At 68.5% G+C, this 16,199-nt stretch carries 14 protein-coding genes and 1 pseudogene; 7 read left to right on the top strand and 8 right to left on the bottom strand.

Annotated features, from left to right (window positions below; translation table 11 throughout):
* Position 1 precedes the first annotated feature (1 nt).
* From RM788_RS44385 to RM788_RS44395, 3 genes are all read left to right on the top strand, one after another.
* Complete coding sequence (locus RM788_RS44385; protein WP_315926638.1) at positions 2–1,096, top strand: glycosyltransferase family 4 protein; 1,095 nt, start codon at positions 2–4, stop codon at positions 1,094–1,096.
* Positions 1,093–2,337 (top strand): hypothetical protein, encoded by a 1,245-nt coding sequence (locus RM788_RS44390; RefSeq protein WP_315926640.1) that lies wholly within the window; start codon positions 1,093–1,095, stop codon positions 2,335–2,337. Before RM788_RS44385 ends, RM788_RS44390 begins: the two co-directional genes overlap by 4 nt.
* Positions 2,338–2,517: 180 nt before the next feature.
* Positions 2,518–3,183 (top strand): hypothetical protein, encoded by a 666-nt coding sequence (locus RM788_RS44395; protein ID WP_315926642.1) that lies wholly within the window; start codon positions 2,518–2,520, stop codon positions 3,181–3,183.
* 1,497 nt (positions 3,184–4,680) lie between these two features.
* On the opposite strand, the gene RM788_RS44400 is transcribed toward RM788_RS44395, so the two are convergent.
* On the bottom strand, positions 4,681–5,328 hold the full coding sequence (locus RM788_RS44400; RefSeq protein ID WP_315926644.1) for a class F sortase: 648 nt from the start codon (positions 5,326–5,328) through the stop codon (positions 4,681–4,683).
* 55 nt (positions 5,329–5,383) lie between these two features.
* A complete protein-coding gene (locus tag RM788_RS44405; protein ID WP_315926646.1) occupies positions 5,384–6,181 on the bottom strand; it encodes a GVDTG sorting domain-containing protein in 798 nt (265 codons plus the stop codon).
* Between the two features lie 253 nt (positions 6,182–6,434).
* Here RM788_RS44405 and RM788_RS44410 point away from each other — a divergent pair, with 253 nt between their 5' ends.
* Both RM788_RS44410 and RM788_RS44415 read left to right on the top strand, forming a co-directional pair.
* Positions 6,435–7,052, top strand: coding sequence for a hypothetical protein (locus RM788_RS44410; RefSeq protein WP_315926648.1), 618 nt, complete (start codon positions 6,435–6,437; stop codon positions 7,050–7,052).
* A gap of 402 nt (positions 7,053–7,454) precedes the next feature.
* A pseudogene (locus RM788_RS44415) lies at positions 7,455–8,216 on the top strand (IS30 family transposase); the annotation flags it as partial.
* Between the two features lie 226 nt (positions 8,217–8,442).
* Here the strand turns inward: RM788_RS44415 and RM788_RS44420 are convergent.
* On the bottom strand, positions 8,443–9,321 hold the full coding sequence (locus RM788_RS44420) for an alpha/beta fold hydrolase (protein WP_315926650.1): 879 nt from the start codon (positions 9,319–9,321) through the stop codon (positions 8,443–8,445).
* A 602-nt stretch (positions 9,322–9,923) separates the two neighbouring features.
* On the opposite strand from RM788_RS44420, the gene RM788_RS44425 reads away from it, so the two are divergent.
* Together RM788_RS44425 and RM788_RS44430 are read left to right on the top strand one after the other, a co-directional pair.
* On the top strand, positions 9,924–10,499 hold the full coding sequence (locus RM788_RS44425; protein ID WP_315926652.1) for an IS701 family transposase: 576 nt from the start codon (positions 9,924–9,926) through the stop codon (positions 10,497–10,499).
* Positions 10,500–10,648: 149 nt separating this feature from the next.
* Positions 10,649–10,924 carry a hypothetical protein gene (locus RM788_RS44430; protein WP_315926654.1) on the top strand — a complete coding sequence of 92 codons (276 nt, stop codon included), beginning with the start codon at positions 10,649–10,651 and terminating at the stop codon, positions 10,922–10,924.
* A 476-nt stretch (positions 10,925–11,400) separates the two neighbouring features.
* Here RM788_RS44430 and RM788_RS44435 read toward each other — a convergent pair whose 3' ends face one another.
* The 5 genes from RM788_RS44435 to RM788_RS44455 are packed head-to-tail and all read right to left on the bottom strand — an operon-like array spanning position 11,401 to position 16,108.
* A complete protein-coding gene (locus RM788_RS44435; protein WP_315926656.1) occupies positions 11,401–12,531 on the bottom strand; it encodes a saccharopine dehydrogenase family protein in 1,131 nt (376 codons plus the stop codon).
* Complete coding sequence (locus RM788_RS44440; RefSeq protein WP_315926658.1) at positions 12,524–13,555, bottom strand: saccharopine dehydrogenase; 1,032 nt, start codon at positions 13,553–13,555, stop codon at positions 12,524–12,526. Before RM788_RS44440 ends, RM788_RS44435 begins: the two co-directional genes overlap by 8 nt.
* Positions 13,552–14,532, bottom strand: coding sequence for a hypothetical protein (locus RM788_RS44445; RefSeq protein WP_315926660.1), 981 nt, complete (start codon positions 14,530–14,532; stop codon positions 13,552–13,554). Before RM788_RS44445 ends, RM788_RS44440 begins: the two co-directional genes overlap by 4 nt.
* Positions 14,529–14,804, bottom strand: coding sequence for an acyl carrier protein (locus RM788_RS44450; protein WP_315926662.1), 276 nt, complete (start codon positions 14,802–14,804; stop codon positions 14,529–14,531). Before RM788_RS44450 ends, RM788_RS44445 begins: the two co-directional genes overlap by 4 nt.
* Positions 14,804–16,108: a glutamate-5-semialdehyde dehydrogenase gene (locus tag RM788_RS44455; protein ID WP_315926664.1), complete on the bottom strand. Its 1,305-nt coding sequence runs from the start codon at positions 16,106–16,108 to the stop codon at positions 14,804–14,806. The genes RM788_RS44450 and RM788_RS44455 overlap by 1 nt, the downstream gene beginning before the upstream one ends.
* Between the last annotated feature and the right edge of the window lie 91 nt (positions 16,109–16,199).

Consider the following 16,199-nt stretch of genomic DNA (forward strand, 5'->3'; position numbering starts at 1 on the left):
GATGCGGGTGACGCTGGTGACCCCCGGATTCCCGCCGGAACTGGGCGGAGTGGAGGCGCACACCGGTCACCTCGTACGAGAACTCACCGCGCTCGGCGTCGGGATGCGCGTCCTCACCGCCCGCCGGGGATTGCGCCGCCCGCTGTCCGAAACGCGCGACGGTGTGCAAATCACCACTTATCCGGCATGGCGCACCAGGGTCATGTCGATTTCACCGGGCCTGCTTTTCGCCGCCCTGCGTGCTTCACGTGACGCAGATCTCATCCACGTGCACAGTTATCACGCGACCTGCGGTTTCGCGACACTCATCGGATTCCGCGCCCCGGTCGTGTTCACCCCGCATTACCACGGTGGCGGGCACAGCACAGGGGCCGTGTTACTGCACCGCGGCTACCGGTTCGTCGGCAAGCTGGTGTTCCGGGCGGCGCACGCGGTCATCTGCGTGTCCCGCGCCGAACGAGACCTGGTCGTCCGCGACTTCCCCGCCACGGCCACCCGCACCGGGGTAGTGCCCAACGGCGTGGACCTCGCGGCACTCCGCGCGGCCGAGCCGTTCCCCGGCGAGCCCAGGACCATCGTGAGCCTGGGCAGGCTCGAACCCTACAAAAGGGTCGCGACCCTGCTGCGCGCCCTGGTGGACATACCACCGGACGTCCAACTCGTCGTGATCGGCGACGGGTCGCAGCTCGAGGAACTGCGCGAGCTGACGGGCGACCTACGCGTGGCCGAACGGGTCCGGTTCACCGGCCCCCTCAGCACCACCGATGTCCACCGCTGGCTGCGCACAGCGCGGGTCCTGGTGTCGCTGTCCGAGCACGAAGCCTTCGGCATGGCGCCGGTGGAGGCCGCCGCCGCCGGGGCCGGAGTCGTGCTCAGCGACATCCCCGCCCACCGCGAGATCACCGCGGACCACCTCGGCACGATGGCCACGCTGACCGGGACCCGGCCGTCGGACGTGGCCGCCGCGGTCACCGCCCGGCTCGACGCGACCGAGCGCACCGAAGCCGATGTGCCCGGCTGGGCACGGATCGCCCGACAGACACTCGCGGTGTACCACTCGGTGCGCCGGACCGACCGGAAGGACTCCACCCCGTGACCGGCACACCCCGTCCGACACGCATCGCCGGCATCGACCGGTCCTGGACCCCGATGAGGTCGGTGGTGCTCGCCACTCCGCTGGCGGTGGCGCCGGTCGACCGGATCCGCGCCGTCCTCACCGAACACGCGCGGCGCTTCCCGCGGTCACCGGTCACCAGCCGGATCGACCCCTTGTCGCTGCGCTGGGTGCCGGTGCCGGCAGACCAGTGGGAAGCCCACCTCGACCGGATGGTCGTCGAGGCCCCGGACCCCGATCCCGACGACCTCGACCAGCACATCGCCGACCACGTCACCGCGCCCGCGGACCTCCCACTGCTCGTGGTGGCGAGCGCCGGGTCGCTGCTCGTCCAGATCAGCCACGCCGTGGGTGACGCGATCACGCTGACCCAGCTGATCCTCGCGCTGTCGCACGGGGATCAGGAGCGGCTCGACGCCGTCGCAGACCGCGCCCGGACGGCCGAACCGGTCCGGGCGCTGCTGGCGGGCCTGCGGCCGCACCACCGCGACTGGGCCCGGTACGTCCGCGCCCGCACCGCCCCGCCCGTGCCGCGTCCCACCGGACCGGCGGTCACCCTGCGCCCGTCGGCCGTCGGCTCCGTGCTCAGCAACGCCGCACTCAAGGACATCACCCGATGGCGCAACGCCAACGCCCGCGGCGTCTCGCTGACGAGCGTGCTCACCTCGCTCGCCTACCAAGCGCTGCGACTTCACGGTGTGCCGATTCACGACCAGGGCTTCTACACCCTGCTCGACCTCCGTTCCCTGCTGCCGAACGCTTCCGGAGCACGCTGGGGCAACCTGTCCAAGAGCCTCTACCTCACCGCCGACCTCGCCGACCCGTGCGCGGTGGAGACGGCGATGAAAGCCGCCAGGGAGACGAGACGAGCGCTGCCCGCGACCGTCATGGGCATGGCCACCGACGTCGTCGCCCGCTCTCGGCCGCCCCTGACGACCTCGTCCCCGAGCGCACCGATGATCATGACCTTCAACTCGATCCCCACCCTGCCCGGCCTGTCCGCGATGCCGTGGCGCGAGGAGGGCCTGCGGCGCTACTACGGTTTCGGCTCCGCCGTGGGGTCGAACGGCATCACCGTGTTCGCCATCCGCACACGTGAGCACATGGAACTCACCGCGAGCTTCGACGAGACCGGCGTTCCCCTCGACACCGTCAGCGATGCCCTCGCGTCGATGTCCACCTCGGTCGACCTCCTGACCAGCATGTCCAGCACGGGCCGATGACGAGTGCGAAGAGCGCTCGGGCGGTACCGGTCATGGCGACCTCCATTCCCTGCCGATTAGCCCCGTAACGACGAGATCATCACCGGCGACGAAGGGGAGACCGCTCGACGTGGAATCACCGGTGAAGCACGCGCACACCGATTTCGGGTCAGAGCACCGTTGCCGACCGAAGGACATGCCATGGGAGCGATAAGAGACGTCATCACGTCGTTCGACGCCTCGACGGACCTGCTTCAGGAGGCGAAAGCCCATCTGGAGACGTTGGACGACCTCGCCTCCGCGAAGGCGGACCTGATGCAGGAGCAGACCCAGATCGCGTTGCTGAGCGCGGGTGTGGGCACCGACAGGACTCCGGCAGTCGCCACCTTCGGGCCGGAGTTCAAGCAGACCCACGCCATCCGCTCCGAGACCGCCCAGACCATTCCCGACGTCATCATGGCCGCCGTGCGGGACTTCGTCGGCGGTGGCAGCGACAACGTGGTCAACGGCATCGCGCAGATCTTCACGACCGCTGTGCAAGCTGTGCTGGGTGGCGAGAACGCCGAGGGCAGCACGACAGACCGGCTCGTGATCGCCTTGGACGGCGACGGTCAGTCGTTGGTCAGGGTGGACTTCCACGTCTGGGCGCAATCCGTGCGGTCGTCTGCCTTGCAGACGCAGGTGGAGCACGTCAGCGCCTTCTACGCCCGCAAGTCCGTCATCGACCTCGCGAAGCTCGACTTCTCCACGTTCAACGAGTACTTCGAGCCCGTGGTCAAGGCCGACAATCCCGGACTGGACCACCTGCAGTTGTTGGAGGAGACGAAGAAGTACTTCCACGAGTTCACCTCCTCGCCCACGACCTGACCCCGACGCGACGACTCTTCCCCGACCGGAGACCAGGAACGGGTCTCCGGTGCCGGGCAAGCGGAACGAGTTCGCCGGACACTGCCGGACCTCGAGCAGCGTGGCGAAACCGGACGGCGTGGGCAGTGCGGGACTTCGTGGTGCCCTCGGTGGTCTCCCAGGGCACCACGAAGTCGAGTGCAGCACATGTTCGCCGGGTTCAGAGTCCCGGCGTTCGCCTCGTGGTGTCAACGAAACGGCTCGAACGGGACGCCGAAAACTCGCGATCTTTGGTTGGACCACCGAAAACCGCGCCGAAACCCCACCGGACTCACCACTCATCGGGACACGTCGGCACCGCGACCACGGCGTGCGCCCTCTGCTTGTCGTCAAGTGGTTCGGCCTGGTTTGGTGCCCTTCTTGTGATGCGCGGGTCGGGTGTATGCCTGCCCGGTGGCCAGGACGAGTCGGACGTCGAAGCGTTGCGCTGCAACACGGTTTTTCGAGCCCGAGGGACGGCCGACCCCCGGCCGCGTCGGGTTTGGGACTGCTGCTGGATGTGCGGTCTTCGTGTGGATGTTGCGGAACCCTCGTCGGACTTGTGCCGGGGTCAGCCTGGCCGGTTCGGCGGGGCGTTTCCACGGGTGCCGCAAATTCGTGACCAACCCTCGGGCCGGTCGGAGTTGGGTGTGGACGGCCAGCAGCGGCCAGGTCCACCGGTCGGCTGATTCCGGATCGCGCAACCGCGGCCTCGTCCAGCCCAAGGTCTGCTTGAACAAGCGGAAGGTGTGCTCGATGTCGAATCGGCGCAGGAACATCCACCACCAGCGGTCGACGTCCTCGGGTGTCGAGTCGACACCGGAGCACCACAACCAGACCGGTTTGTTCACCCCGCCGCTGGGCAGGTGATCCACCCGCAACCGGATCACGGTGCCCTCGATGATCGGCGGTGGCCCGTCGTGGTCGGCCCACGCGCTGCGGCTGGTCAGCCTGGGGTGCAACCGATTCCAGGCCTGGACGGTCGCCGTCCCGTAGCGGCGGGTGTCGGTGCTGATCACCGCATGTTCGTCGCCCAGGTGGTGGGGTCGCCGAACACGAACTCCCCACCGTGTCCTCGTCGGTGCTCCGGCGCCAGGGACAACCCGACCAACGTCCGGACCGGTCCGCTGGCGCAAAGCACGGCGTCGGTCAGCTCGAACAACCCGTCCGACCGTGTGGTCGGACAGCGGTGGAACTCCCGGCGGAACCGACTGAGGTCCCCGAGTGCCTGTTCCCGGTCGAGATCGTGCGCACTGATCACGCAGCGCCTGGATCGATCGTCCTCCTGTCGCAAGAAGATGATCGACCAAGGGCTGCACTCATGAGCACGCAGGGATGCGCCTTACCGCCTGGGTCCTTGAACAACAAGATCAGACTCGCGGAGTACCAAGTGGCGGGCGAGGAAAAGTCATGGCATCGGTTGGCGAAAGTGCCGCTTCCTCATGCACGACCTCTTCTCGTGGGAGCGGATTCCAGTGGTCATGTCGCAGGGTGGGAGTCGACCAGGGTCGCAAAGGCGACGATGTTGCTCAGGTAGTTGTGCGTTTCCGGATCGTAGGGCCCACCGCAGGTGATCAGCCTGAGTTGGGGATCGGGTGTGTTGCCGTAGACGGTGAGGGTGGGGAAGGTGTCCTTCGAGTACTCGTCGACACCGTCCACGCGGAACACCGCGACGGAGTGGTCGGTGCGGGTGATCGACACGGTGTCGCCGGGTCGCAGCGCACCGAGGCTGTAGAACACGCCCCTGCCCTGAGTCGCCGCATCGACATGTCCGAGGATGACCGCCGGCCCCAGCTCGCCGGGGGTGGGGGAGAAGCGATCCCAACCGGGGACGGCCACATCCGACAGCGGGGGCACTTCCACGGTGCCGTCAGTTTTGTGGCCCAGGGTGATCAGGTCGTGGTGTACGCCCAGAGCGGGGATGTCCAGGACGGTGGGTACCGACGCGCCCAGCACCGGCCCGGTCGACGCCGTGGTGCTGGAGGGCGCGTCGGCGGAGCCGCTGGCGGGTCGGGTGGTGGGCAGGGCAGCCGAGGCAGGAGGTGTGGGGGCGTGGTGTTGCGCGGTGATGCCGAACACCAGCGCCGCCGATCCGACCAGGGCCAGCCCGGCGGCGGTCGCCGACACCGCGAGGCGTCGACGACCACCGCCGATCAGCCGGTGGACCCAGCTCATGATCGGACTACTGCTTCGCCGGGCTGACCCGCCGGCGCAGCGCGAACGCGCCGCCCGCGGCCAGCAGGGTCATACCGCCGAGACCGAACAGCCACGGGTCCCGCACACCGGAGGTCGCGCCTCCGCCGGTATCTGCGGACCCGGCGGGGACCTGGCTCATCTGGGACACCTTCAGCGGCGCGCACAACATCGGCGAAGTGGCCGCCAGCGGCAACGCCGGCACCAGGTCGCTCTTCGCGTCCTGGGCCTTCTGGCTCAACGTGGCCGGGTCCAAGCCGTGCACCACGATCACCGCTTTGCCACCCTGGACGCTCGCCACGGTCGCCGCGTCCAGCGTGATCGTGCGGGAGTAGTGGAACTCGGCGCCCGAGGGTGCGATCTTGACGTCTGTGCCCGCCGCGGGGCTGGTGTCGCCGCTGACACCGAGGGTGGTGCCGATACCGCCATAGGAGGGGGCACCTTCGGTGGTGGAGACGACGCCGTCACCGTCGGCGTCCGCGGACTTGCCCGGGCAGACGCCCATGCCGCCGATGTGGATGTGCTGGACATGCGGGTACGGGGCGCCCATGAACGTGGCCGCCGCGCCACGCACGTCCTCGGTGATCGTGGCGCTGTTCCCGTCGAGCTGCAGCATGAACGTGCCGGACGCGGTGGACAGGTTCATCGGCGCCAGGGCCGCCTGGTAGGTCGCCGGCGCCGCGGCCGACGCCACGGCCGGCGCGGCTGTGGCGAACGGCAGTGCCAGCAACGCCGCGGGAGCGAGCAACCCGAGCGCCTTCGTGGTTTTCGTCAGTGGACTGATCATGGTGATGGTCTCCAGTTCTTCCTGGGGTTCACACCGGATCGGCATTCCCGTGGTTCGAGATGTCGAATGAGGAGTATTCGTAATCGACCACACCTCGGTTCGATGTGAACCCGGTACGTGGAGAAATTCCATATGAGAAATCATCCGCCAGTCGTGGTGCGACAGCTCCGTCCGGTCGGTTCGAACGGAATGTCGAACCACGATGCCGGTATTTGCGAACAACAGGTACCGAACCCCGACGGGAGAGTGCGAGATGATCGTTCGACACTGGAAGTGGGGTCTGGTCGTGGCACTGTCGCTTCTGGTGGCGGGCTGCGCGGGAACGCAGGCTGCCACCCAGGCCGGACCAGGCGGCTCGGCATCGTCGGACATGTCGATGCCGGGGATGACGATGGCGCCGGGGATGACGATGCCCGGTATGTCCTCACCCGCGGGCGACCAACCGTCCGCGTCCACCGTGATGGTCTGCGGACCGCAGATCCAGACCGCTCTCACCACGATCCTGGGACTGGCGACTCCGCCGCCCACCACGACGTCCTGGACCGATCACCTCTACACGTGCACCTACCAGTTGCCGGCTGGCCGCCTCGTGCTGTCGGTGAAGGAATCGCCGGACACCGCGTCAGCGCAAGGGTATTTCGACGCACTACGCGCACGCCTGGGATCTACCATCCCGCTCACCGGCCTCGCCGGGCTGGGGCAGCCCGGCTACGAGACGCCGACCGGCACGGTGGTCATCCTCAAGGACAACACGACGCTGCAAACCGACGCCACCGGCCTGTCGGGCACGATCGGCCAACACGGGCAGTCACCGGCGGACTTGGCCTACGAGGTCACCTCCGACATCCTCGCCTGCTGGACCGCTCACTAACCTCCGGCGCGGTCGAGTGGACCGCTGGCGCTCGACTTCAACCGGCGGGAAGCGCCACCCCGTTCCGGAGATACGTTCGCGGCTCTGCGCCTCGCCGAGTTCCGTGTGCCGATCCGTTTCAGGTCGGGACTGCTCAATAGAATCAACGGACGGTCAGCGTTGCTCGGTCTTGACGCGCTTGTCGGGTGCGAATAGGAGTGACACTTCAGTGCTGCCTGCGTGCTGCGCGATGGTGGGACGTGAACGACGACGTCTCGCGGATCGGCTGCTGCGATAGATGAACAGAACGGAAGGTCTATTCCGATCATCGTCATTCCTGCATCCCGGCCCGCGCCTCGACCTCGGCTGTCGGGCAATGGTCATCGGTCGGCGTTGTCAGAGTTGACCATCGTCACCGTTGACGACTTCCCGGATGATGAGTCCATGCGGATCAGCCACGAGGCGATCCACCAAGCCCTCTACGTCGAAGCCCGTGGCGCTCTCCAACGCGAACTCGTCGCCTGTCTGCGGACGGGTCGGGCGTTGCGGGTCCCGCGTGCCAGGTCGAGGCAGAAGGCGTGGGCACACGTCACCCCGGAGGTTCTGATCAGCCGGCGCCCGGCCGAAGCCGACGACCGCGCCGTGCCGGGGCATGGGGAAGGCGACCTGGTCATCGGTCTGCGGCGCTCCGCGGTCGGCACTCTGGTCGAGCGCACGACCAGGTTCAGGATGCTGGTACGCCTGCCTCGTGAAGAGGGTTGGGGTGTCATCCCGCGCACGAAGAACGGTTCGGCGCTGGCGGGCTACGGCTTGGTCACGATGGCAGGCGCCCTCGCCAGGACCATCACCGAGCTTCCTGAGCGGTTGCGTCGGTCGCTGACCTGGGATCGCGGTGAGGAACTGTCCGCACATGCCCGGCTCACCGTTCAGAGCGGGCTTCCGGTCTACTTCGCTGATCCGCATTCTCCTTGGCAACGCGGCACCAACGAGAACACGAATGGCCTGCTGCGCCAGTACTTCCCGAAAGGCACCGACCTCTCCCGGTGGAGCGCTGAGGGCATCGCCGCAGTCGCGGCCGAGCTCAACTCGCGACCCCGCAAGACACTGGGCTGGAAGACGCCCGCCGAAGCCCTCGACGATCACCTACGACCTGTCCAAGACACCGGTGTTGCGTCCACCGATTGAATCCACCATCGCCGAGCGCACGACCTGAACCACCACAGCGGTTCCAAGACGTGCTCGCACCGGCGTCAGTGGACGTCCACGGTCAGCCGCAGAAGTGGACGCTCTGTCATCCGGTTGAGCATCGCTATTGGCAGCCAACGTTCCGACCAACGCAATAGCGCCACTCTCCTGTGTTTGAAAGCCGGGAGGCTCATGTCGTCAGGTATGAGGCCTCCCGCACTCCTCCCTAAACGGGCAGTTTGTCGAGAATGGCGGCCACCTCGGGCGCCCGGTACACGAACCCGACATGCGAGGTGTCCAGGGTGTGGACGTCGTATGGGTTGTCGGGGGTCAGGGCGTCTGCTTCGGCGATCAACCGGTCCTGCATGGCGATCGGGAGCGAACGGTCTCCGGTTAGCCGAATGTAGCTGCGGGCGATCGTGCCCCATGTGTCCGCCTGGACCCGAGCGTCACCCATCATCACCGAGAGCGATTCGTCGGGCTGCAAGATATTGAGGAAGGCCCGGAACTGCTCATCGGTGGTATCAGCCATGATCGCCTTCTTCAGTCCGGCGAGCAGAGCGGGATCGGCCGTGCGGTAGTTGGCCCGACCAACTCCGAGCACCGCAGGATCGCCGACGTTCAGCGCGGCGAGCGGGCCCAGCAGGTTGGTGGCGAACTCGGGCTCTCCCATGTACTCGACGGGGTTGGCACGCTCCACACAGGACCAGGCCGAGATGTAAACGAGCCGATCCACCAGGTGTGGCTCCAGGTTCCCGACGACGCTGATGGCCGTCCCACCGAGACTGGCGCCCACCAGCACGACCGGTCCATGCTCGGCGACGCGGCGGACCACTTCCACGACCCGGTCGGCGTTGTCCCGCAAGGTGACACCGGCCAGCGTCGATGCCTCCGTCGCCCACGCGCCGAGATCCTGCGGTGCCTGGTAGGCGACCGGGTATTGCGCCTCCAAGCCGTGCCCAGGGAGGTCTACGGCGAAGCTGCGGTGACCGAGCAACGCGAGGTCACGCTGGATTGGAGCCCACATGAACGAACTTGCACCGGAACCGTGCACCAGTACGAAGGTCGGTGTCCAGCGTGAGCTTGACGAGGTGTTCGAAGACATCAGAAGTCATCCTGTCGGATCAAGAGCGCCAGACGCCCGAAGCGGAAAGGGATCAAGACATGAGGCCTGTCGGCGGTGAGTGTCAACTGGTGCCACCGGACCAAGACCATGCGGGGCAAGGCAAGGTGAATCCACCGTCAACGACCGGCAGAGCACCAGCCTCAGGCGATCCGATGACGGACGAATGTGTAACCCATGTTCAGCACCCTAACCAAAGCTGCGGCTGGCAGCGAATACATTGCGAGACCGGGAAATGCTGGCGCACTGGGTTGCACCGCAACGACCGATGGGCTTGCCGACGCGGTGCTCGGTGGCAGTGGCACGTGCCGCCGTCCGGTCGCGACGTCCGCTATTCGGCGGAAGCGGATGTCACGACATGGTGGCCCAGGTACTACGTTCCGAGATCTTGAACCGGGCTGGTTGATCGGCCGTATCCCCTGGCATGGTGAAGCCCGTGACCGCCCTGGACATCGCCGGCTGGAACGCCGATCTGCGGGCCCTGACCGATGGTCTGGGTTCGTTGTTCAACCGGCCGGACACGAGTGGGCGACGTTCGGGTTGATGGTGCGGGCGTTGCTGGCCGATGTGCCGAAGAAGAACTCGTGGGTCTGGCCGAGCGCGCGGGGTTGGCCGCGCCGCGTCCGTTCGAGCATCTGCGCGACGGTGCGGTGTGGGGTGCCGACGTGCTGCGGGACCGGGTGCGTGAGCATGTGGTGGCGGGTCTGGGATCGGTGGACGCGGTGGTGGTCGCCGACGACACGCAGGCGGTCAAGAAGGGCGACAGGAGCGTCGGTGTCGCCCCGCGGCATTGCGGGTTGACCGACCAGATGGAGAACTGTCAGGTCATGCCGATGCTGACCTGTGCCACCGAGGCCGGGCACGCGTTCGTGGATCGGGGGTTGTACTTACCCAAGGCGTGGACCTCCGATCCGGCGTGGTGCCGGGCGGCGGGGGGTCCGGTGGATGGGGAGTTCGCGACGAAATCCGCACTGGTGCGGAGGATGCTCGCGCGCCTGGTGGACGCGGGGGTGCCGTTCGGGTGGTTCGCCGCGGACTCCGGCTACGGCCGTGACCCCGATCTGCGGTTGTTCTGCCACGACGGCGGCATCGCGTATGCGATGACTGTCCCGATGGACCCGGCGTACGAGGGGAAGCGTTGTCCTGCAAAGACATTCTGAGGTCGGGGGTTCACCGGTGAGAGCGCCGCACGGCGGGTGAGGGCAGCAAGGGCGCCCGGTTGTACGACTGGTCGACGCACGCGGTGACGGTGAAGGAGCAGCCCCCCGCCGGGTTCGGCCACACCCTGCTGATCCGACGGTCCAAGGAGATGAGGAAACACAAGGATCGGCGGTCGTCCTGCGACGTCGAGTTCTTCCTGGTCCACGCGCCGGTGACCGCGACGACGACCGCGATGATCCGGGCCGCCGGGCTGCGCTGGAGGATCGAGGAGGACAACAGGATCGGCGAGGACCGGCTCGGGGTGGATGCCTGCCAGGTTCGCAAGTGGACTCCGTGGTACCGGCACGTGACGATGTGCATGCTGGCACAGGCTTTCCTGACGGTCACGGGTGCGAGTCAGGGAAAAGAAGCACTCCCGCGCTGACGGCATCCGGGCAGGCGGCGGCGCCACGGCCATTGAGGACCTCACCGCTCCCCGTTCGTCGAGCGAACTGTGCGGATCTCGACCAACCGCGCCCACAAGACGGTGCTGGGCAACGACCTCGCGGTCCAAGCTGCCACGTGGGACCTTATCGCCGCCTTCGAGGTCCGGGACCGGCTACCGCGCTGCGCCCACCGACGCTCGTGCTGGTCGGCAGCGCCGACCGCGTCACGTCCCCGACGTCTCGGCAGATCTCGCCGCCCGCATCGCGAACGCGCGCTGCCGCTTGATCCCCCGACGTGACGCACCTGCCGACATGGGAACGCCTCACCGCCGTGGACTACCTCCGGGATTTCTCGCCCATGGTCACCCCGTGACTCGGGTGCCGACGCGAGGAACACGAGTTTGGCCACGCCGCTCCCGGAGTCGAGTCCCTCCAGAGGGCATCTGATCCCGGTTCGGGCGATCGCTCGTGTACTTCACGGCTCGTTCGGGCGACGGAATTCGCAGAGGACACCGTAGTGGCGTAGGAGGGTGAGCCACCTGGTCGAAGCCTTGGCGTCATCGGCCGCGCGGTGCGCTCCCGGCGTCGTCGCGCCGGCGAGGATGTCCAGGACCCCGCACGCCAGCGTGACGGAGACGGTACGGGCCATCGCCGTCTCCGTCCGGTCTCCGACGGTGTCCAGGAGGTACTCACCCGACCACCGGACCTCGTCGTCGTCGACGATCCGCAGTGCGACGGACAGGATCACCCGGTCCTGGTCGAGTTCGGTCATCGGATGGGCGTGGGCTAGTTCGGTCGCCGTGGTGTCGATGCGCGACTCGTCGTCCAGGACCGGGAAGACGTCCGCCCACGCGTCGCGCCAGCCGTCCAGTCGCACGGTGCCGCGGATGAATGTGTCGAGCGGCCACCGCACCCGATAGCGGTCGATGAACGGGATGCTGTCGCGGTTGGGGTAGGTCTCGAACTTCTCACCGCCGATCAGGAGCGTGCGGGTTGCTTCCCACGGTCGGGCGATGGCGGTCTCCTTGCCGTGTTCGACGTAGCGGGCGGGTGTGCGCAGCGCGGTGAGGACACTGCGCGGCGCCCAGCTGAAGCGGTAGCGGAAGTCGTTGGGAACAGCGGGGAGGCCGCCGCAGTAGGACGTGAAGGCGGCGGTGCCCCCCACCTCGCCGGCACGGGCCACCAGGAGGTGGGCGAGCAGGTGGTCTATGCCGGGGTCCAGCCCCGCCTCGGCGAGGACCACCAGGCCCCGGTCGGCCGCCGTGGACGCGAGCGCGGCGACGTCGTCGGACAGGTAGCTGCTGCACGCGAAGTGCGCCGACCTGTCGACGCACAGGCGCACCAGCGCGAGGTGTTCGGTTGCGGGCAGCATCGACACGACCACGTCGCCGGGGCGGAGTTCGCCGGCCAGGGTGTCGTGGTCGAAGGCGCGCGCGGACGCAAGGCCCGTGGCGCCGACTTTGCTCAGGCAGCGTTCGGCCCGCTCGACGGTGCGGGCCCACAGAACGACGTCGTGGTCCGACGCCAGGACGCGGAGCCCGCTGCCGGTGGACAGGCCGGCGCCGACCCAGTGGATGCGGCCGGTGGGCGGTACCAGGTCAGTCATCGGCGTGTCCCTCGCTGGTCTTGGTGGCGAACAGGTCGGCGCAGCGCCGCCACGGCCGGGTGGAGTCGGCGAGCCCGCGCAGGTGGGGTACCAGGTCGGCGGAGAACGCGGTGCTGGATTCCAGTGGCACGAGGGAGGGCAGGTTGTCGATCGCGATCACGTCCACCGCGGGTGGGCCGTCGTGCACCCGGCGTGCGGGGTGCCGCCAGTCGGTGGTGCGGTCGTAGATCGGGAGGACGTTGCACGCGGACCCGACGTCGCAGCTCACGTCGGCGATCGTGGTCAATCGGTGTGGGCGGCTCAGGTCGTCCTTGGTCAGGAACGGCGGCACCGGTGTCCGCGTCAGCACGGTGTTGACCAGCAACTCGTTGTCCAGCAACGATTGCCGGTCGAGGTCTCGGGTTTCGTCGAGGTCCCACAGGGTCGGGTCGAGGTCCGCCGCGCTCAAGGCGCGCACGGCGCCGTGTCCGCACCGGCCGAGTGCGCCGATGACGATCGCGCGACACGGCTCGCCTCCGGCCAGTAGCGCGTCCACAGTGGACACGGACATCGGTTCCAGTGGGGTGGGCATGCGGCCGCGGTGGTGCAGGACGGCCATTGCGGCGCCGACGTAACCGGCCCAGTAGCCGAACGCCGCCAGCCTGCGGCCCTTGTCATCGGTCAGGTACTCCAGGTCGAGCAGCGTGCCGCCGCCCTCGGTGAACCTGGTCAGCAGCGCCGCGGCCCCGACCTGCCCCTTGTAGGCGTGGCCGAAGAACATGTGCCGGTGCCGCAGGGCGGTGGGGTGGTCGGGTAGTTCCTTGAGGCCGAGGACGATCTCGTCGTCGGGTGCGTCGACCCAGCTGCCCGGTTCGGCGACGAGGCACCCCGTCGCGGCGTAGTCGGCGGTGGGGAACACCCGGTGGGGCGAGTCCTCCACCGTCACGCGCACGCCGTCGGCCACCAGCAGACCCGCGTCGTGCGGTGTCAGCGGCGCCCGTCGTTCACCGGGGCGCAGCTCCGCCCGGAGCCGCAGGCCGGTCATGGCGCACTCCGGTACCCGTATCCGTCGAGCAGCCGCTGCGCGGCGAGCTCGGCGGCGATCAGGTGGTCGAACGTGGTGGTGACCACCGCGGGCCTGGCTCGTCCGCGAGCCGCCGAGCGCGCGGCGAAGTGCAACGCCATCGGCAGGTCGGTCCAGGCGGATGCCGCGGTGCGGAACACCGCGGCGTCTTCGTCACCGGGCTGCTCGACGCGCAGCAGCCGCGCGTAGCGGAAGGTGTGGTGCTGCGAGGCCGCCCACATGTCGTCCAGGAACCGGGCCCGGCCGGGGTGTTCCGCCAGTTCGGACCAGAAGTCGCGCAGTGTGGTGAGCGCGGACTCGGCTCCGACCCGCCAGTGCTCGGACAGGCTTTCGCCGGGAACACCGCCGGCGCCGAGCGACAGCCAGCGGTAGGTCCCCACCGGTGGCCGGGGGAGGGGGACACCGAACGCGTGCTCGTCGCGCAACGCGTGCTCCCGCGGTGGGGCCGGATCCGGTCGCATCACGGCGATCAACGCGTCGTCGTCGATCCAGCCCGCGAAGGGCTCCTGCCGCCCATCGGGCAGCTGCGCGGAGAACTCGTCCACGACGTGCCTGCGCTCACCGTCGTGGCCGTCGACGAGCAGCAGGTGCGGTGCGCCCCTCCCGGATCGGGCGATCGACCACGGCAGGGTGGCGCTGGAGGCGAACACCACGATCCGACCGTGGCGCTCCAGCTCCTCGTCGAGTTCCCGCAGCAGCGTCATGGGCGAGCGGGTGCAGGCATGGCGGAGTTCGCCGTCGCGCGGTAGGCGGTGCAGCGGTTCGGCGTGGTGGGACACCGCGAGCGCGTCGTCGGGGAGCGTGCGCACGGCGAGGTGCACGGTGCGCGCGATGGTGTCGAGCGAGCCGGGATCGCGGTGCTCCAGGTAGGCCGCGAGGTTCGCGGTGTAGCAGCTCAGCGCGCGCGGACCGGTCAGGGTCCCGGTCGCGGTGGTCATTCGACCTCCTTGAGGTAGGTCGGCATGACGACGTCGACCAGGTCGGCGACGGTGTGGAACGTGCGGCCCGCGAACAGGTCGTCGGGCAGCACGACGTCGAGCTCGTCCTCCAGCCTGATGAGCATCGACAGGAAGCCGACCGAGGTCACCCGCAGCACCCGGCCGTTGAGGGGTTCGTCCTCGCGCAGCGATCCGGGATCCAGCGAGATCCTGGACTCCGCGATCACCATCCTCTTCACCGCGTCGCTCACGCGGTCCTGGTCACCGGGCATCACCGGTCTCCCTTCCCCTCGGTGCCACCGGTGCGGAAGCGCACGGCTCCCGCACCCTGGACCACCCAGCTCCTGCTGAGCAGCGAGTCCAGGCCGACCGGGCCGCGCACGTGCAGTCGTCCTGTGCTGATCGCGATCTCCGGGCCCATGCCCAGACTGGGGCCGTCGTGCAGGCGCAACGATCCGTTCACCACGACCGCGGCGGAGTCGACCCGTGCGCAGAACTCCTCGGACGCCCGCCGGGAGCGCGCCACGATGCCGTCGGTGTGGCCGGTGCCGAAGCGGCGTACGTGCCGCACGGCCTCGGCGATACCCGGGACCACCCGGACGGCGAGTGTCGGGTCGAGGAATTCCCTGCCGTCGTCGTTGGCGGCGAGTTCCTGCACTTCCAGCGCTTCCTCGAGGGCCTGGGGCAGTCGTTGTCCCGTCTCCTCGGTCAGCCGCAGCATGAGCGTCCGGACATCGGGTTCGTCGACGTGTTCGACCAGTTCCGCGAAGAAGCCGTCGGCCACGTCCTCGTCGAGCAGCAGCATCTCCAGCGCCGTGCACCCCGCGGGGTCGGGGAGCTTGCTGTCGAGCACCAGCCTCACCGCGAGGGCGATGTCGGCGGTGGAGTGCACGTACAGGTGGTTCACCCCCGCCCCGCCTGCGATCACCGGCACGCGGGAGGCGGTGCGGCAGTAGTCCACCAGACCCGCGCCGCCGCGCGGCACCAGCACGTCGATCGCGTCGTCACGGCGCAGCAGGTCCCGCAGTTGGGCGCGATCGGTGTCCAGCAGCACCTGCGCCAAGCCCTCGGGCAGGTTGCGGGCGCGCAGCGCGTCGGAGATCAACTCCGCGAGCACACCGTTGGCGCGCAGGCATTCGCTGCCGCCCCGCAGTAGCACGGCGTTGCCCGTGCACACGGCCAGCACCGCGCTGTCGAGGGTGACCATCGGCCGTGACTCGTAGACCATCAGCAGGACGCCGAGCGGCCGGGCGACCTGGTGGGCCCGGCTGCCGCCGATCCCCTCCGTCTCGGGTCCGGGGGCGGTGACGCCGGGAAGGTCCGCGCACACGCGGTGGGTCAACTCGACCAGTGCCTCGCGGTGTTGATCGGTCAGCCGCATCCGCTCGACCATCGCCGGGGCCGAGCCCGCGGCAACGGCCGCGGCCAGATCGGCGTCGTTGGCGTCGAGCACCTCGCCCCACCGCCGCTGGAGCAGTTCGGCGGCGGTGGCCGCGAACAGCGGGTACGCCGGGTCGCCGACCGGTGGCGCGGCCTCGGAAGCGGCGCGTGCGATCTCCAGGATTTTCTCGATCATAATTCCATCCGACCTGTCGGTTTTTTCGTGATTCGACACCGGGAGGAGCTCGCTGTGAACACGCGAGAATAAATGACGCCGTCGCCATGCA

It is taken from the genome of Umezawaea sp. Da 62-37 (assembly GCF_032460545.1).
Taxonomy (GTDB): Bacteria; Actinomycetota; Actinomycetes; order Mycobacteriales; family Pseudonocardiaceae; genus Umezawaea.